Annotated in this window: 17 protein-coding genes; 9 read left to right on the top strand and 8 right to left on the bottom strand. The window is 62.3% G+C overall.

Going from position 1 to position 17,867, the window contains the following annotated elements; all coding sequences use genetic code 11:
• The first annotated feature begins 74 nt into the window (after positions 1-74).
• The 5 genes from betI to QWE_RS15620 all read left to right on the top strand — a co-directional run bounded on the left by betI (position 75) and on the right by QWE_RS15620 (position 6,136).
• Positions 75-722 carry a transcriptional regulator BetI gene (gene betI, locus QWE_RS15640; RefSeq protein WP_006727126.1) on the top strand — a complete coding sequence of 216 codons (648 nt, stop codon included), beginning with the start codon at positions 75-77 and terminating at the stop codon, positions 720-722.
• Positions 723-830: 108 nt separating this feature from the next.
• The gene (gene betB, locus QWE_RS15635; protein WP_006727125.1) at positions 831-2,294 is read left to right on the top strand and encodes a betaine-aldehyde dehydrogenase; all 1,464 of its coding nucleotides are present in this window, start codon (positions 831-833) and stop codon (positions 2,292-2,294) included.
• 228 nt (positions 2,295-2,522) lie between these two features.
• Positions 2,523-4,175 (top strand): choline dehydrogenase, encoded by a 1,653-nt coding sequence (betA, locus tag QWE_RS15630; RefSeq protein WP_006727124.1) that lies wholly within the window; start codon positions 2,523-2,525, stop codon positions 4,173-4,175.
• A 251-nt stretch (positions 4,176-4,426) separates the two neighbouring features.
• The gene (locus tag QWE_RS24470) at positions 4,427-5,734 is read left to right on the top strand and encodes a S8 family peptidase (protein WP_157790717.1); all 1,308 of its coding nucleotides are present in this window, start codon (positions 4,427-4,429) and stop codon (positions 5,732-5,734) included.
• A gap of 36 nt (positions 5,735-5,770) precedes the next feature.
• Entirely contained in the window at positions 5,771-6,136 is a 366-nt protein-coding gene (locus QWE_RS15620; RefSeq protein WP_006727122.1) for a hypothetical protein, read from the top strand.
• Positions 6,137-6,221: 85 nt separating this feature from the next.
• Here the strand turns inward: QWE_RS15620 and QWE_RS15615 are convergent, their stop codons facing one another.
• The 3 genes from QWE_RS15615 to QWE_RS15605 all read right to left on the bottom strand — a co-directional run bounded on the left by QWE_RS15615 (position 6,222) and on the right by QWE_RS15605 (position 10,296).
• Positions 6,222-7,631, bottom strand: coding sequence for a virulence factor family protein (locus tag QWE_RS15615; RefSeq protein WP_006727121.1), 1,410 nt, complete (start codon positions 7,629-7,631; stop codon positions 6,222-6,224).
• Positions 7,628-8,947 (bottom strand): phosphatidylglycerol lysyltransferase domain-containing protein, encoded by a 1,320-nt coding sequence (locus QWE_RS15610; RefSeq protein ID WP_100220939.1) that lies wholly within the window; start codon positions 8,945-8,947, stop codon positions 7,628-7,630. Before QWE_RS15610 ends, QWE_RS15615 begins: the two co-directional genes overlap by 4 nt.
• A 206-nt stretch (positions 8,948-9,153) precedes the next feature.
• Entirely contained in the window at positions 9,154-10,296 is a 1,143-nt protein-coding gene (locus QWE_RS15605) for an alpha/beta hydrolase (RefSeq protein ID WP_006727119.1), read from the bottom strand.
• A gap of 375 nt (positions 10,297-10,671) precedes the next feature.
• On the opposite strand from QWE_RS15605, the gene QWE_RS15600 reads away from it, so the two are divergent.
• The 3 genes from QWE_RS15600 to QWE_RS15590 all read left to right on the top strand — a co-directional run bounded on the left by QWE_RS15600 (position 10,672) and on the right by QWE_RS15590 (position 13,628).
• The gene (locus QWE_RS15600; RefSeq protein WP_006727118.1) at positions 10,672-11,706 is read left to right on the top strand and encodes a TRAP transporter substrate-binding protein; all 1,035 of its coding nucleotides are present in this window, start codon (positions 10,672-10,674) and stop codon (positions 11,704-11,706) included.
• Between the two features lie 72 nt (positions 11,707-11,778).
• Positions 11,779-12,318 (top strand): TRAP transporter small permease, encoded by a 540-nt coding sequence (locus QWE_RS15595; protein ID WP_006727117.1) that lies wholly within the window; start codon positions 11,779-11,781, stop codon positions 12,316-12,318.
• A complete protein-coding gene (locus QWE_RS15590; RefSeq protein WP_006727116.1) occupies positions 12,318-13,628 on the top strand; it encodes a TRAP transporter large permease in 1,311 nt (436 codons plus the stop codon). The genes QWE_RS15595 and QWE_RS15590 overlap by 1 nt, the downstream gene beginning before the upstream one ends.
• Here the strand turns inward: QWE_RS15590 and QWE_RS15585 are convergent.
• Complete coding sequence (locus QWE_RS15585; RefSeq protein WP_006727115.1) at positions 13,606-13,887, bottom strand: Ada metal-binding domain-containing protein; 282 nt, start codon at positions 13,885-13,887, stop codon at positions 13,606-13,608. The genes QWE_RS15590 and QWE_RS15585 overlap by 23 nt on opposite strands.
• Positions 13,888-14,037: 150 nt before the next feature.
• Between QWE_RS15585 and QWE_RS15580 the strand changes: the two genes are divergently transcribed.
• Complete coding sequence (locus QWE_RS15580; protein ID WP_006727114.1) at positions 14,038-14,697, top strand: DUF2161 domain-containing phosphodiesterase; 660 nt, start codon at positions 14,038-14,040, stop codon at positions 14,695-14,697.
• A 4-nt stretch (positions 14,698-14,701) separates the two neighbouring features.
• Here the strand turns inward: QWE_RS15580 and QWE_RS15575 are convergent, their stop codons facing one another.
• The 4 genes from QWE_RS15575 to QWE_RS15560 form a co-directional block, all read right to left on the bottom strand.
• On the bottom strand, positions 14,702-15,073 hold the full coding sequence (locus QWE_RS15575) for a hypothetical protein (RefSeq protein WP_006727113.1): 372 nt from the start codon (positions 15,071-15,073) through the stop codon (positions 14,702-14,704).
• 115 nt (positions 15,074-15,188) lie between these two features.
• Entirely contained in the window at positions 15,189-15,659 is a 471-nt protein-coding gene (locus tag QWE_RS15570) for a DUF6644 family protein (RefSeq protein ID WP_006727112.1), read from the bottom strand.
• Positions 15,660-15,663: 4 nt separating this feature from the next.
• Entirely contained in the window at positions 15,664-16,053 is a 390-nt protein-coding gene (locus tag QWE_RS15565) for a DUF6152 family protein (protein ID WP_006727111.1), read from the bottom strand.
• Between the two features lie 154 nt (positions 16,054-16,207).
• Positions 16,208-17,227: a sulfate ABC transporter substrate-binding protein gene (locus QWE_RS15560; protein ID WP_006727110.1), complete on the bottom strand. Its 1,020-nt coding sequence runs from the start codon at positions 17,225-17,227 to the stop codon at positions 16,208-16,210.
• Positions 17,228-17,867 lie beyond the last annotated feature (640 nt).

The following is a 17,867-nucleotide window of genomic DNA, read 5'->3' as shown; positions in this document are numbered from 1 at the left end:
CACGGCGTCATCGGCAATTTTTTATTGATTGATCAGTCAATCAAAATTATCATGGACAGGATAGGAGAAGCCGGATGCCGAAGGTCGGAATGGAGCCCGTGCGCCGAAAGGCGCTTGTCGATGCCGCGTTGAAGACGATCGGCCATCACGGCTCGCTGACGGTCACCATGTCGGAGATCGCCCGCGAGGCGGGTGTTTCTCCGGCGTTGGCGCATCACTATTTCGGCTCGAAGGATCGCTTGCTGATCGCGACGATCCGCTCGCTGCTGCGGCAGTTGCGGGCGGATGCGGTTTATGCGCTCACCCAAGCGCAGACGCCACGCGAGCGGATCTCGGCGGTCATTCGCATCTCCTTTAATGCCGACCAGTTTGCGCCGGAAGTGGTTGCCGCCTGGCTTGCCTTCTATTCGGAGGCGCAGCGCTCGGAAGAGGTTCGCCGGCTCCTCGCGCTCTATGCGCGGCGGCTGCATTCGAACCTTCTTTCGGGGCTGAAGCCGCTCTGCGGCTCCCCTGAGGCAAGCCGGATCGCCGATGGCGCGGCCGCGATGATCGACGGGCTCTATATCCGGCAATCGCTGAAGGCTTCGCCCTTGTCGATTGATGCCTCTGTCGCATTGGTCGAGGATTATGTGACGGGACAGCTGCAGGCCGCGTCGGCCGCAAGAACTGCCCCTCACCCTACCCTCTCCCCGCAAGCGGGGAGAGGGGGAGACGAACGCTAGCCTCGCATCTCCTTCTCCCCGTCTCGACGGGGAGAAGGTGCCCGGCAGGGCGGATGAGGGGCATCCAACGGTCACATGCAAATTCGAACACCCGTCCGGAGAGACACCATGAAAGCCCAACCGCAAGCCTCCCACTTCATCGACGGGGAGTATGTCGAGGATACCGACGGCACCGTCATCGAGAGCATCTATCCGGCGACCGGCGAGGTGATCGCAAGGCTGCATGCAGCCACCCCTCAGATCATCGAAAAGGCCATCGCGTCTGCCAAGCGGGCGCAGAAGGAATGGGCGTCCTGGAGCCCGGCGGCGCGCGGGCGCGTGCTCAAAAAGGCCGCCGAGATCATGCGCGAGCGCAATCGCGAGCTTTCCGAGCTCGAGACGCTCGACACGGGCAAGCCGATCCAGGAAACGATCGTGGCCGACCCGACCTCGGGGGCTGACAGCTTCGAATTCTTTGGCGGCATCATCGCAACCGCGATGAACGGCAGCCAGATCCCGCTCGGCGGCGACTGGGCCTATACCAAGCGCGTGCCGCTCGGCGTGGTCGTCGGCATCGGCGCCTGGAACTATCCGCAGCAGATCGCCTGCTGGAAGGGTGCACCCGCACTCGCTGCCGGCAATGCCATGGTGTTCAAGCCATCGGAAGTGACGCCGCTCGGGGCGCTCAAGATCGCCGAAATCCTGATTGAGGCCGGTGCGCCGAAGGGCGTCTACAATGTCATCCAGGGCGACCGCGAGACGGGTCCCATGCTCGTGTCGCATCCCGATGTCGCCAAGGTGTCGCTGACCGGCTCGGTGCCGACAGGGCGCAAGGTGGCGGGCGCGGCTGCCTCGCAGCTCAAGCATGTCACCATGGAACTCGGCGGCAAGTCGCCGATCGTCATCTTTGACGATGCTGATATCGACAGCGCGATCTCGGGCGCCATGCTCGGCAATTTCTATTCGACCGGCCAGGTCTGCTCGAACGGCACCCGCGTCTTTGTGCACAAGGCGATCAAGGAGACGTTTCTCGCGCGGCTGAAGGCCCGCACCGAGGCGATCCTGATCGGTGATCCCCAGGACGAGGCGACCCAGATGGGGCCGATGGTCTCGCTCGCTCAGCGCGATAAGGTCCTGTCCTATATCGACAAGGGCAAGGCGGAAGGCGCGACGCTCGTGACCGGCGGCGGCATTCCGAACAGCGTCACCGGCGAAGGCTTCTACATCCAGCCGACGGTGTTTGCCGATGTCACCGACGACATGACGATCGCGCGCGAGGAGATATTCGGGCCTGTGATGTGCGTGCTCGATTTCGAGGACGAGGCAGAGGTGGTCGAACGCGCCAACGCCACCGAATTCGGTCTGTCTGCGGGCGTGTTCACGGCGGATTTTTCACGTGCGCACCGGGTGGTCGATCATCTGGAGGCCGGGACGCTGTGGATCAACACCTATAATCTCTGCCCGGTGGAAATCCCCTTCGGCGGATCGAAACAGTCGGGTTTCGGCCGCGAAAATTCGGCAGCGGCGCTGGAGCATTATTCCGAGCTGAAGACGGTTTATGTCGGCATGGGCAAGTGTGAGGCGCCGTATTGATCTGCCACCTCCCCCTTGAGGGGGGGAGGTCGCGCGGCACGCGCGGGTGGGGTGACGGTTTTGGGGTTTCCCCTTCGTCGGGCTCACCCCACCCCGGCACTGCGTGCCGACCCTCCCCCTCAAGGGGAGGGTGTCGAGACGCCGCCGTCGCTGGATCAGCTCTTGTGTTGAGGGGTCGATAACGAGAGCTGGAATGGGCAGTAGAAACAGTTCGTTTTGGGGATAGGCATGCAGAACGCAGACTTCATCATCATCGGGTCCGGCTCTGCCGGTTCGGCGCTGGCTTACCGGCTTTCGGAAGGCGGCAAGAACAGTGTCATGGTGCTCGAATATGGCGGATCGGATGTCGGGCCATTCATTCAGATGCCGGCTGCCCTTGCCTGGCCGATGAGCATGAAACGCTACAACTGGGGCTACCTCTCCGAGCCCGAGCCTAACCTCAACAACCGGCGCATCACGGCACCGCGCGGCAAGGTGATCGGCGGCTCCTCCTCGATCAACGGCATGGTCTATGTGCGCGGATCGGCCGAGGATTTCGACGGCTGGGAGCAGAGTGGCGCCAAGGGTTGGGGCTATGCGGACGTGCTGCCCTACTTCAAGCGCATGGAGAACTCACATGGCGGCCAGGACGGCTGGCGCGGCACCGACGGGCCGCTGCATGTCCAGCGCGGGCCGGCGAAGAACCCTTTGGTGCGTGCTTTTGTGGAAGCCGGAAAGCAGGCCGGCTTCGAGACGACCGAAGACTATAACGGCGAGAAGCAGGAAGGCTTTGGTCTGATGGAGCAGACCATCTGGCGCTCGCGCCGCTGGTCTGCCGCCAATGCCTATCTCAAGCCAGCGATGAAGCGCGGCAATGTCGAGCTGGTGCGTTGCTTTGCCCGCAAGATCGTCATCGAAAACGGCCGTGCCGTCGGCGTCGAGATCGAGCGCAATGGCAAAATCGAGGTGGTGAAGGCCAATCGGGAGGTCATCGTTTCCGCTTCAACCTTCAACTCGCCGAAGCTCCTGATGCTTTCGGGCATCGGACCGGCGCAGCATCTGAAGGCCATGGGCATCGAGGTGAAGGTCGACCGGCCGGGCGTGGGCGCCAACCTCATGGACCACATGGAGTTCTACTTCCAGCAGGTCGCGACCAAGCCCGTCTCGCTCTATTCCTGGCTGCCCTGGTTCTGGCAAGGGGTGGCTGGCGCGCAATGGCTGTTTTCCGGCACCGGGCTTGGCAGCTCCAACCAGTTCGAATCCTGCGCCTTCGTGCGCTCGGCAGCCGGTGTGAAGCAGCCTGACATCCAGTTCCACTTCCTGCCCGTCGCCATTTCCTATGACGGCAAGGCGGCAGCGAGAAGCCATGGCTTCCAGGTGCATGTGGGCTACAACCACTCGAAATCACGCGGCGCCGTCACCCTGCGCTCGTCCGATCCGATGGCTGATCCGGTGATCCAGTTCAACTACATGAGCCACGAGGAAGACTGGGTGAAGTTCCGTCACTGCGTTCGGCTTACCCGCGAGATCTTCGGCCAGAAGGCTTTCGACGCCTTTCGCGGACCGGAAATCCAGCCAGGCGAAGGGGTTCAGACGGACGAGCAGATCGACGCCTTCCTGCGCGAGCATCTGGAAAGCGCCTATCACCCCTGCGGCACGTCGAAGATGGGCGCGAAGGACGATCCGATGGCCGTGGTCGATCCGGAATGCCGGGTGATCGGGGTCGAAGGCCTGCGCGTCGTGGACTCGTCGATCTTTCCGCAACTGACCTATGGCAACCTGAATGGTCCCTCGATCATGACCGGCGAGAAGGCGGCGGATCATATTCTCGGGCGACAGCCCCTGCCCCGCAGCAATCAGGAACCGTGGATCAACCCACGCTGGGAAGTCAGCGACCGCTGATTGAGCAAAGGTTGCATCCACCGCCAGAGATTGCAACTTGCGATATTTTTGTTAGTCTTGCTCGCGGTCGGGTTTGGGGACACTGATTCATGGGCAAGTCACGAGACTACGGGGACGTCGGTGCATTTCTGCAAAAGCTCGACCGTCAGATGTTTACGTGGAAACGTCGGACGACGGGCCACAGAGGCGGCAAGCGACATGCTCGGGAACTCCGACGGCGATGGATACGCGACTACAAGCGCAGATCGGGGATGACGCGCCTACCCCAAGTGGCCAGGGCCCAAAGCATTGGCGACTTGTGGCTCAAGCCGGATGTGGAACGCGCTTTGCTGGTGCTGATGCCGACGCGGGAGCGGACGAATGGTCCTGTGGGGCGGAAGGCCGCAAAGACCCTTCTCTACGAATCCACATCCGACCTGCTAAGCGTCGACCTGCTCAATGCCGCTAACAGCGGGGGCGGCTCAATACCGGCGGTCGCCGAGGCGCAGTTTGGAGCCTTCACACAAATGCGGGGCATCTACCTCTCAGCACTCGACGCGATGATATTACCGGCTCTTCCCGACGAAACGATTGCCAGTCTTCAGGATGCAGGCGCGGTGGTGCTGCAGAATGAAGTTGTTATGCAGATCGCGCCGACGGAAGCGGAAAGCGTCAGTGTCGACACGGATGATTGGCACCTCGACGCCATCGAAATCGACGCCGCTCGCAGGAAGGGCCTGACGGGTAGAGGCGTCACCATAGGCTTCCTGGACACCGGGATCGATGCCGATCATCCCGAATTCACTGGAAAGCAGGTCATCTTTCAGGATTTCGCACCGGACGGCTCAAAGAAGAGAAAGAGAGAGCCGAAGGATTACGACACGCATGGAACGCATGTCGCGGCACTCAGCGCCGGACGCAGCAAAGGCGTGGCACCTGCAGCTCAGATCGCGATGGCATCAGTACTGAATACGCGAGATGCCAATCAGAGGATCGTCGGCTACCGCAACCAGATCGCCGCCGGCCTCAACTGGCTAGCAGTTGAGGCACTCGGATTGGGCGAAGGCGTCGATATCGTCAATGCTTCGCTGGGGCAGGATTTCGATCGAGAAGAGTATGCGGTTGCGAGAAACTATGTCGATAGTGGAATCCTGATCGTGGCCGCCATCGGAAATGATGGCCGTCGGGGTGAAGGCCATCATAGCGCGCCCGGCATGTACGAATGCACCCTTGCCGTCGGCGCCGTTGATCGTAACCACTCCATCGCCGATTTCAGTGACTGGGGACCGGCGATGCCAGCTTCGCAGCCACCAGTCTACAAGCCGGATCTGGTTGCGCCAGGGGTACAGGTGAGCAGTGCTTTACCGGGTGCTCGCTATGGATTAATGTCGGGCACGTCGATGGCGTGCCCGATTGTTGCCGGTGTTGCAGCGTTGGCGATCGAACAAGATGAGGCGCTGCGCGGGGAACCAACAGGCTTGATTGAGCGTATTCTAAAGTTAACGGCAACTTTACCACCTGCGCCCAATAATCAGCCTCCGCGAGGTGGCCGGGGACGGCTTCATCTCGCGAATATCTGAAGTGGCACGAGTTCGTCTACCCAAAGGGACAAGGACATGATGAGTGCACAGATGAAAGCATCGGTCCGTCGATTGGACCCGACCCAAGACGTCTCCATCCTCGTTTCAGTCAAGGTTGCTGACGAGAAGGTCGAGAAAGCACGGGAAGCCGCAACGGCCCGCGAGCGCCGTTCTCTGCTTTTCGGTCTCTACCAGGAAGTCAAGCAACCGATCATCGACACCCTGACCGACTACAGTTCGGACGGGTTGCGGATCATCAACGAGCTCAACGGCACCCCGCAGTTGATCGTCGCTGCTCCGGCAGGGGTCTGGGAAAAGCTGATCGCAGACGACAGCACACTTCTTGGAAACCCGGACGTGGATATGCGTCCAAATGAAGCCACGGCGGTATTGATCGACTGACCGTCGCGCCACGCCTTGAGGCAGAGGTGTGGGATCTTTGTTCCAGCATCGTGACCGTGCGGAACAGACAGGCCTCACCGTGCGCTCAGCGGCTGCCGACCCGCCCCAGAATCTTGTCTGCAATCAGCTCGTAATTCTCGTCGAAGTGATGGCCGCCGGGGCGGGCGATGAGGTCGAGGCCATCCTTTGCGCGGGGCTCCAGCGCCGGGCAGGCTGTGTCCTCTTCTTCCAGTCCGTACACGCATTGGATCTTGGCCGCCTCGACGGGCGCCAGGTGATCGACGGGATCGCCGTGCTTTCCTGAACCAGCGGCACCCAGCCAGCCGGAGACAGCGATCTCGAAATCGGCTTGATGCGACAAAGCGAGCAGCGACAGGAGGGTAACCGAGCTTTGGTCGGGCTCGGGCAGAAGGCCGTAGACTCGCGGCAGGAGATTGGCGCCGAAGGAATAGCCGATCAGCACCACCCGGGAGACGCCCAGCCGCTTGCGGTAGTAAGCGATGATCCGCGAAAGGTCGGTTGCCGTTTCATCCGGCGTCTTCTCGCTCCAGAAGTAGCGCAAGGCATCGACGCCGATGACGGGCACGCCCGCCTTGTTCAGATGGGCCGAGATGCGCTGATCGATCTCTCGCCAGCCGCCATCGCCGGAATAGAAGATCGCGACCGTGTCGTGTTCAGGTCTGACGATGTCTTCCACGAGCGGCAGGTCGAGCGCTGCATCGTCCGGCGTGAGCCGAGCCACGGGACCCGTGGCTTCAGCCGAGAGGATGCGGGCCGGACCGCCCTCCCCGTCTGTTACCACCACGTCCGGATGGCTCGCCTTCAGCGATGCTGCATGCTGCCGGGCCCCCTCGTCCGCCGCCGGCGAGAAGGTGATGCGGACGGGATTGGGCAGCTTGCCGGGTGCAAGGCCATAGGCTGTGCCGTACGTCGTGTCGCGGCGCGGGGCCGGTGTGCAAAGCGGCTTTGGCAGGGCGACGGCCTCCGTTGGATCCAGGGCCACCGTCTCGCCGATCGTTTCGGCAAAACTGCCGTTCGGTGTCTGGGCGGCGATGGCGAGCACCAGTGCACCTCCTTCGCCAAAACCCAGCAGGCGTGGCGGGCGATAGAAATCCGCGGTGTGGCTGCGGTGCAGCTGGCGGGTCAGGCGTTCGATATCGGCCGGCAGGAAGAGGCAGTCGCGCTCGGTTTCGCGCGACAACGCTTCGCGCCAGACATTGAGATCGACGCCGACGCCGATCGCGCCGCCCAGGACCACCGTCTCCAGCGCCGCCTGCTCGACGGCGTCCCAGCCATTGGCATCGGAGACGATGACCACGACACCAGTCATGCTGTCATCATCGGGCACCGAGATGCGATCGTGCGGCAGGCTGACGATGCCGTTATCGCTGGCGGCAGCCACAGAGGCTGAAACCTGCACGAAGACAGCCAGAACGGCAACGAAGAGCCTTGGCTTCAGCCCGTGAAGCGTGGCCCGGATAGCGACCGCGTTCATTTGCGCGCCAGGCCCTTGAGACCGCCACCGATCAGCAAGGTCACGTCGATCAGCGACAGGATCGGCAGGCCCTGCCCCGCCACGACGAGGTAGCGGGGCTGCCAGTCCGGATCGAACTTCTCCTTGAAAGCGCGCACGCCACGGAAATTGTAGAACCGCTCGCCGTGTTCGAAGATCTGCCGGGCGACGTGGTTCCAGGCGGGGGCGCGACGATTGCCCGAGAGACCGGCGAGCGGCGCCATGCCGAGGTTCAGGGTGGCGAAGCCCTGTGCTTTCAGGGTCTCCATGATCTTCACGAACAGAAGGTCCATCATGCCTCGATGGACACCGGGAACATGGCGCATCAGATCGATGAAGGCATCTCCGTCAGACGAGGTCGTCATCAGGCTTGCGAAGGCGACGATGCGGCCGTCGAGGCGGATGAGCGCGACGGGGCCAGAAGTGAGATAGGCCCGATCGAAGGTGCCGAGCGAAAAGCCCTTTTCGGCAGCCTGGTGGGCGGAGAGCCAGGTGTCGGAAACGCTCTGCAACTCGTCGAGAACCGCCGGCACAGCATCCGCCGGCAGATATTCGAAGCACAGGCCGTCGCGTTCGGCGCGGTTGATCGAGCGACGCAATTTCAGCCAGTCGCCGCCGGCAAGCGTGAAGCGGGAGAGATCGATGACCGCCTGCTCACCGAGCTTGAGCGCCTGCAGGCGCGTCTCAACGGCGACCGGCAGGAATTCGGCGGAGACCTGGTAGAAGACCGGGCGGCTTCGGCTGCGGCGTGCTTCGCCGATGAACTTCTCGACAAGTGGCGCCCAGAGATGCTTCGGGCCGACGGGATCGAAAAGTGCAATGAGCGAGCGCCCCCGGCGGGCATACATGATGAAGCCCTGACCGCAATCTGAGAAGAGGATCCGCTTGTCGCCGAGACGCACGAGACCGGCGCTGGCGTTTGGCTGGGTCGACAGCAAGGATACGGCGCGGGCTAGATCGTCCTCGACATCCTTCGGCTCACGCCTGCGGCGCGGAATGCGGACGAGACCGCGGGAGGCGAAGACGCCAAGCACCATGGAGAGCCCGAGCGTGCCCTCGGTCGCATCGATGCCGTGGCGTGCGAGCACGAGACCCCAGCCGAATTTCAGCAGGTTCTCTTCGGCGAGGATCGGACCAAGCAGCGCCAGCATGACCAGCGCTCCGAAGACGGCACCGCTGCGCGGCGCCCGCAGAACAAGCTTCGGGATCAGGGAGAGAACGGCGACGGGCAGAGGCTTGGCGTGACCTGCGGCGGGCGCAGGTGCAGCCGCTTCGGCATCAGACAATGAAGAAGCCATGAACGGAACCATGTGACGAAGGGGATCGAACGCTTATTAGCGCGCATGCATGGACCGAAGCTTGTGACACCGAGGCGTAAACGAGTCGGTAAGCCAACGCATAAATTGCGCAAGACACCGAATTTCGCCCCTCGTCAACCTGACGAAACGCAAGACTGAGCTGCGCGCTGCGTCGTATTTCTCTGATGGCTGCGCTCAGCCCACCGTCATTGCTGGCGCAGGACCCTGGCGGCGAGCGAGAAGGGGCTGGACACAGTCTGGGCGGCAGCATCCAGCACGAAGGCTCCGGCATCGCCGAGCGTCGCGCTCGAGGTGGGTGTGCCAAGCGTTGCGGCCAGCTGCTTCACGTCGAAGAAGCGGTTGTGATTGGTGGCATCGACGGATTCGAGCGACGAGATATCGATGACCGTCACGCCATAGCGTTTGGCTGCTTCTGCCACTTCGGGGTTGCGCGCGTCCAGCGCTCCGACGCGCTGGGTGCCGGCGCCGAGAATGCTCGAGACCTGCAGCGCCCGGTCGTCCGGCGAGACGAGAATGGTGATCGGGATCCGCATGCGACCGATGACGTCGAGCTGGGCCGTGAAGACATCTTCGTCGATGTCGGGCGCTGCCATGATGACCCTCAGCCGATCGAGGACGTCCCCCTTGCCCTGCAGTCTCAGCTGTCGCAGCGCCTCGACCGTCAACCAGCCTCCCATCGAATGGGCGAAAACATCGACCTCACCGTTTCGCGCCCGCACCATGTCGGCGAGCAGGTCGGCCAGCGCATCGCGGGAATAGGTAGCGGATTCCTTGTCGGCGACATAGGCCGGGAGAGCGGCGAGCGAAGGCCAGGAGAAGAGGACCGGCGTTCCGTCGAGATTGCTGTCCGTCTTCAGCTGGGCGAGGCGGAAGAGCGATTCCTGGAAATTGTAGTTGTAGCCGTGCACGAAGACGACCGGCGGGGCGGCCTCGCGGGCGCGGATCGCCTGCAGGAGGCCGGGGCGATCCAGCACCGACTGCGACACGACGGCGAAATCGGTCTTCGGATTTACTTTGCGGCCGGGCTTCGGCCATTCGATGTTAGCCGGCTTGTGGTTCGGCGGGATGGAGACGCCGAAGCTCGCATAATTCGGCTCGCGGGTCTTGGTCGTCGTGAAGACATTCTCGCCGGGTTTCGCGCGGTCGCGTGTCGTTACCGTATAGAGCGTTTCGACCCGAGCAGGCTTGTAGTCACCCAGCGCCACCGTGCCGAGCGTTTCCGGCCCCGGACGGCCGGCACAGGCACTGAGCCCCGTTGCCGACAGCAGGCAGAGCGCCACGAAGGCCGCACGCGACCGGCGATGGGGGCCGAAGGGAAGAAAACGCATCCGGGATCATCCTTGCAGATCGACAATCGCCCGCCGCAAGTCGTCATAACCGGGCCGGAGCCGCGAGCTATAACCGGAGACGAGGATGGAGCCAAGGCCCGGCAGCGGGCCCGTCGTCACGATCGCGGCACGGGGCCGAGAAGCGCGGCTTTGCACAAGGCAATCCATACATGTTTGGTTATGGTTTCCGGCCACATAATTATTTGCGTGCCTGCATCCCATCTGTAATCATAACTGACAAGGAAGAGTCTGCCGGATGGGAGTGAGGAACCGGGCGACGCGATCTTTACATGATTTGTCTCGTCATGTTTTCTGATTGCTCTGTTGCCTCGAGCCGGTCGGTTTTTCCAGATCAACAAGACATGGGAGGAAATCATGTTGCGCCAGTTTCTTATCGCCGGATTGTCCGGTGCCGCATTGTCGATGATGGCGTCCGCCAGCTTCGCCGCAGACGTTACCCTCAAGCTTCACCAGATGTTGCCGCCACAGGCGACGATCCCGGCCAAGGTTCTGCAGCCCTGGGCCGAGAAGATCCAGGCCGATTCCGGTGGCCGCATCGCCGTGGAGCTTTACCCTGCCATGCAGCTCGGCGGCAGGCCGGCCGACCTCGTGGATCAGGTGAAGGATGGCGTGGTCGATCTGACCTGGACGCTGTTCGGCTACACGCCAGGCCGCTTCCCGAAGTCGGAAGCCTTCGAACTTCCCTTCATGGTGACGACAGCCGAGGCCACCTCGCTCGCCTTCCAGGACTATTACGAGAAGCACCTCAAGGACGAGCTGACCGACTACCACGTGCTGGCAGTCCACACCCATGGTCCGGGCCTCATCCACACCATCGCCTCGAAGCCGGTCGAAAAGCTCGAGGACATGCAGGGTCTGAAGCTGCGCGGCACCTCGAAGGTGATCAACCAGATGCTTGAGGCCATGGGCGCCTCTGCCGTCGGTATGCCGGTCACGGCCGTTCCGGAAAGCCTGTCGAAGAGCGTCATCGACGGCTCGGTCGTTCCGTGGGAAGTGACCCCCGCCATCAAGATCGCTGAGCTTGCGCCGAACCATACCGGCTTCTCCGGTCCGAACGGGCTTTACACCGGCACCTTCGTGTTCGCGATGAACAAGGACAGCTATGACGCGATGCCGGACGACCTGAAGAAGGTGATCGACGACAATTCCGGCAAGGAACTCGCCCGCCTCTTCGGCCAGGCCATGGATGCCGGCGACATTGGCGGCAAGGAGATTGCCGAGAAGAACGGCAACAAGATCATCACCCTGGACGAAGCCGAGACTGCACGCTGGAAGGCTGCGGGCGAGGCCGTGACCAAGGCCTGGATCGCCGAAATGGACGGCAAGGGTCTTGATGGCACGACGCTCTACAACGATGCGCTTTCGCTCATCCAGGCCAATACCCAATAACCTCCCCGCCTTGTCCGGGCGCTTGTCGGAAGGCGCCCGGACCCTTTGCACAGACTTTCAAAGGACTTTCTGATGGCGACTGCCGTTTCCACCAGCTTCGAACGACTGGAGCGGGCGTGCCATGGCCTGGCCTCCGCCCTCGTCCTGTTCGGCGGCTTCTGCCTCGTGGTTGCCTGTGCGCTGACCGTTGCCTCGATCGTGGGCTCGGTCACCATCCGCCCCCTGCCCGGTGAAATCGAACTGGTCGAAGCGCTGTGCGGGCTCGCAGTCTTCGCCTTCCTGCCCTTCTGCCAGCTGAAGCGTGGCCATGTGGGCGTCGACATCCTGATCTCTGCCTTCGGACCGAAGGCGATGAACTGGACGCAGCTGATCGGCGACATCGTCATCGCCATCCTGATCGGCCTCGTCACCTGGCGCCACGCGATCGGCACCATGGACAAGTTCGGCAATGGCGAAACCACGCCGCTGCTTCTTCTGCCTGTCTGGTGGGGCTTTGCCATTGCGCTTGTCCTTCTTGTCGCCAACCTCCTCGTCTGCCTCTATGTGATCGCTGCCGACATCCGCGACATCCGCCGCGGCAAGACGATCGTCGCTGCGATGGGAGCGCACTGATGAGCAGCATTGAAATCGGCCTCTGGTCTTTCCCCGTCCTCATTCTGCTGATTTTCCTGCGCGTGCCGATTGGCGCTGCCATGCTCGCCACCGGCGTCGTCGGCACCTATCTGGTGCTCGACCGCTGGACACCGATCATGGCGCAGATGAAGGTTCTCGCCTGGAACACGAATGCGAATTATTCGCTGTCGATCATCCCGCTCTTCCTGCTGATGGGTCAGTTCGCCGCTCGCGGCGGCATGAGCCAGGCCCTGTTCAACGCGGCGGCGGCCTTTGTCGGGCATCGCAAGGGCGGGGTTGCCATGGCGGCAATCGGTGCGTCTGCCGGCTTCGGCTCGATCTGCGGCTCGTCGCTCGCGACCGCTGCGACGATGGCGCAGGTGGCGCTTCCGGAACTGAAGCGCAACGGTTATGCCGGTGGGCTTGCAACCGCGACGCTGGCTGCCGGCGGCACGCTCGGGATTCTCATCCCGCCGTCCGTCGTGCTGGTCATCTATGCGATCCTTGCCGAGCAGAACATCGCCAAGCTCTTCCTCGCGGCCTTCGTGCCGGGTCTGATCGCGGCGATCTCCTATCTCGTCGTCATCGCCATCTATGTCCGCCTGAAGCCGGAAAGTGCCGGCCAGGCGCCGCGCATTCCGTGGAAGGACCGCGTGCCGGCGCTGATTGCCGTCTGGCCGGTCGTCGCAATCTTCTTTGCCGTCGTCGGCGGCATCTATCTCGGCTGGTTCACGCCGACACAGGCCGCCGCCGTGGGTGCCGTGGGTGCCGGTCTCGTCGCCTTTGCCAATGGCGGGCTCGACCGCGCGTCGCTGATCGCCTGCTTCAAGGAGACGGCGGTTTCCACCGGCATGATCTTCTTCATCATTCTCGGCGCCTCGGTGTTCAACTCCTTCCTCGCCTTCTCCCGCCTGCCGCAGATGGGTGCGGAATGGGTGACGGCGCAGGGCTTTGCCCCGATGACCGTGCTGATCATCATTCTCCTGCTCTACATCATCTTCGGCTGCATCATGGACTCGCTCTCCATGATCGTGCTCACGATCCCGATCTTCTTCCCGATCGTGACGGCGATGGATTTCGGCATGAGCCCCGAACACTTCGCCATCTGGTTCGGCATCCTGGTGCTGATGGTGGCCGAGATCGGCATGATAACGCCGCCCGTGGGTTTAAATCTCTTCATCATATCGGCCATGTCGCGCGACGTGCCGATCCGCGAGACCTATAAGGGCATCGTGCCCTTCGTCACCGCCGACGTCTTCCGCATCGTGCTTCTGACGGCGTTTCCGATCATATCGATCTTCCTGGTGTGAGAGAGCGCGGCAGCGTTACGGCCCAGGTTTCGGGCTGATCCGGACGGCAGCGCAGACAGGCCTTGAAGCCGCCCGCCCGGGCGGCTTCAGCCGTTTCAAGGAAGACGATATTCTCCGGACGGGCGGGCCCCGAGGGGCAGGACGGACGGCAGAAAATGCCGGTGGAGCGGACCCCATAGACGAACAGCCCGTCATGCGATGCATCGCGGGTGCGGATGGCCTGCCAGCGGGCATCGTCGTCTGTCAAATCGGGCTTCATGGGATCCTCCCTGCAGTTAGAGTATCCAAGGATTGCCGGAGAAAAGCTGGGGGGCCACCCGTTTCCTGCGGTTCACATGTGATTTCCGGATGACGGTCACCGACAAAGCAGTTTAGGTGTCGGTCCCTGCGCAACCTGATCCCGAGCTCCATGGAAACCTCGCTCTACCTTCCCGTCAAAAGCTTCCTCGAACAGGCGGGCTATACCGTGAAGGGTGAGATCGGTGGCTGCGATCTCGTGGGTTTGAGCGACGAAGACCCGCCCGTGATGGTCGTCTGCGAGCTGAAACTCAGCTTCAATCTCGAACTCATCCTGCAGGCGGTCGACCGCGCCTCGGTCGCCGACGAGCTCTGGATCGCGGCGCGCATCTCCGCCAAGGGCAAGGGCCGCGAGAGCGACAAACGCTACCGCGATCTCTGCCGCAGGCTCGGCATCGGCATGCTCGGCGTTGCCGACAATGGCACGGTCAATGTCATCGTTGCATCCGTCACGCCAATGCCGCGGACCAATCCGAAACGGCGTTCGCGGCTGATGCGCGAACATCAGAAGCGGCGGGGAGATCCGGCCGTCGGCGGCAGCACCCGCACCCCCTTGATGACCGCCTACCGCCAGCAGGCGCTGGGCTGTGCCGCGGCACTTGCCTCCGGGCCCCTGAAGGTGCGCGACGTCAGGGCAAGCGTTCCCGAAGCTGCGAAAATCCTGCAGGCGAATGTCTATGGCTGGTTCGAACGTGTCGACCGCGGCGTCTACGGGCTGACACCGGCGGGGCTGGAAGCGCTCGCACGGTGGCAGGACGGAGAGGCCCGCTGATCCGTCACGCCTTCCGGGTAAACAGGATCACCGCAAAAAGCAGAACGCCGGCGAAGGTCACCAGCGAGGAGACCGCGACGACGGGCTCGAGCGACGGATTACCGGTCAGCATCAGGAACAGCGACGGTGCCATGACCAGGATGCCGAGCGTGTAGAGCATGTACTGGATCCGGGCGATGCGGCTCGCAGCCTGGACCGGGTTCAGCGCATAGTAAATGCCGAAGATCGCCATGGTGACCCAGCCCAGCAGGTTGATATGGGCATGTGCACCCGTCGCCTCGAACTTGTGCGTGATCGACATGTAGAGACCAAGACAGATGCCGGCGATCAGGAACAGAATTGCCGTGCGGAAATACCAGATGGAAAGTTGTGGCATGTTGAAATCCCCCGAAACAACAGTCGCAGAGTAACACCACTCGGGTGGCACGGAAATAAGCTGGCAATCGTCATTTTCGGGTGCACCAAGGGGTGAATCCTTAGACCAGACGCTTTCAGAGAAAGCCGATCCAGCGACCGGCGAGGGCGGCGGACAGCCATGTTGTCAACGAGATGACAGCGCCGATTTTCAGACGCAGTGAGACCTGCTGTTCGACGATCATCTCGGCCCAGTCCCGGGAGAGATGAATGAACACGGCATTCGCCGTTCCGAGGCCGACGAGCAGGAGCTTGATCAGGAAGGCGGTATTGCCGGCATATTCCACCGGACGCACGGAAAAGAGGACAGCGCCCGTCAGCACCGCAAGGCAAAGCGCAAGGGCTGCGATCCGCGACAGCAGTTCGGCTGTTTCGGCGAGCGGCAGGCTCTTGAACCGGCCGAGCAGGCGCAGATCAAGGATGACACTTGTGCCGACCAGCATGGCCAGCGACAAGATGTGCGCGGCACTGGCGAAGATGTAGAGCACCGGCGCACGGATCAGCGCTCTCGCGACAGAGGTCTCGCCAAGGACTGAGAGCCACTCCATGGTGTCAATTGGTGACGATGCGGCTCGGATAGATGTCGTAGTTCGTGCCCTCGACGATGACGCGCACGGCCTTCAGGCGCTTTTCATCCGGATCGAGCGAGCGGTTGCCGCGCACGGTGATTTCATCGCCGACCGCCGCGACGCCTTCGACGAAGCCGGAACGCTGGGTCTGGTTCGGATTGCCGAGTTCGATACGCCATAGGCCTTCTGCCGTCTGCAGTTCGAGCGTCGGATGCGGCGGGGCAAATGAGATCGCGGTGATCGTGCCGGTCAGATCGATCTGGTCGGCCTCGGCCCAGGACCAGCCGTGATGAGCGAGCGCTGCTCCGGCCAGAAGTGCGGCACCGGCGAATGAAGACAGGGCGAGCGCAGACAGGGACTGAGTGCGGTTCATGATCGACCTCCGGATCGTTGGACATGCCTTCAAGGTAACGCGCCCGCCCGGCTTATCGACGTCACCTTTGCTTGATCGTCCGGTGAAAGGCGAAGCGGCGGTGCAACCCTCCGTTTCAGGGCACACCGCCAATCCTCTCGTGAAGCGCCATAACTCAGGGGCGGTAGATCTGATCGAAGATGCCGCCTTCGCCGAAATGCTCAGGCTGCGCCTTGGCCCAGCCGCCGAAGAGTGGGTCGTCGATGGTGACGAGATCGAGCTTCGGCAATTCCGGGCCGGAGCCTGCGGCCACGAGATCCGGACGCGACGGGCGATAGAAGTGTTTCGCCGCGAGCGTCTGCCCCTCGGGCGAGTAGAGGTAGTTGAGGTAGGCTTCGGCCTCTCTGCGGGTGCCCTTCTTGTCGACGACGACGTCGACCACTGCGACCGGCGGTTCGGCAAGGATCGACAGCGACGGGGTGACGATATCGAACTGGTCGGCGCCGAATTCCTTGTCGGCGAGATAGGCCTCGTTTTCCCAGGAGATCAGCACGTCACCGATCTCGCGCTGGGCGAAGCTCGTCAGCGAGCCGCGGGCGCCTGTGTCGAGCACGGGGGCGCGGCGGTAGATCTCGGCGATATAGTCGCGGATCTTCTGCTGGTCGCCGCCGAACTCGTTGTTGGCCCAGGCCCAGGCGGCAAGATAGTTCCAGCGGGCACCGCCCGAGGTCTTCGGATTGGGCGTGACGATCTCAACGTCGCCCTTCACCAGATCGCCCCAGTCCTGGATGCCCTTGGGATTGCCCTTGCGCACCAGGAAGACAATGGTTGAGGTATAGGGAGACGAATTGTTCGGCAGGCGGGTACGCCAGTCAGGCGCGATCAGCTTTGCCCGCTCGGAGATGATGTCGATGTCGCTTTGCAGGGCGAGTGTAACGACATCGGCCTCGAGGCCCTCCATCACGGCGCGGGCTTGGCGACCCGAGCCGCCATGCGATTGGCTGACCGTTACGGTCTCGCCTGTTTCCTCCTGCCAGTGTTTGGCAAAGGTGGCGTTGAAATCCGCATAGAGTTCGCGGGTCGGATCGTAGGAGACGTTCAAGAGCTCCGCAGCCCCTGCCGGCAACACGAGGCCGGTGGACAGGCTCAGTCCGACGAGAAACGCCGCAAGATTTTTCCCAATGCACTTTTTCATTTGTGCCTCCTCTCTGGCGTTAACGATTTAAGACTACCGCAAAGGTCGTCTTAGTCAACGCGGCCGGGAAAATAGCAAAACGGTGCTCGCAAGACCCGGTCGGGGCGAAACGGACGCTCTGCGGAGAGCGTCGATCATGGGGAAATCTGGCGCGATATCGGCAATGGACGAAAAGCCGGCACCATCCTCGCCAACCGTTGGCGCGGAGCAAGGGCTGAGTGCCTTTGGCCGATTAGTAGATCTTTATTGACGTTAGCGCCTTCGCATCGCGGCGGTCCGCCCAGTGCCTGTCCGTCCCCCATCAACGGGGACTGGCGCCATCGATTGCGGTCCCTTTGCAAGGCCACGACCCACGCCTTTCACCCCACCAAACTGTCACAAAAGGGTGATTGAGGTAAAAAATAATCGTTGTATGTCATAGTTAAATGACGGTGTCTTTAAAGCCTAACCCGCTGTTTTTCCTCAATCCATCCTTCAAGTATCATCCGTGATACCGGGTACTTCCACCGAACCAATCAGTTCGATTGTGCGCAAAGGGGTATTGATTTCCCCAGCGCAATACGCCAAATACATCTCATGGACTTCCGTGCCGTTGAGATAGAAGGTGTGGAAGAAGTTCGAACCGGCGGGTGCCTGTTCG

This window comes from Agrobacterium albertimagni AOL15, assembly GCF_000300855.1.
GTDB classification, from domain to species: domain Bacteria; phylum Pseudomonadota; class Alphaproteobacteria; order Rhizobiales; family Rhizobiaceae; genus Allorhizobium; species Allorhizobium albertimagni.
The sequence above is the reverse complement of the archived record's forward strand: the minus strand, read 5'-3'. Positions and strand labels throughout refer to the sequence as shown.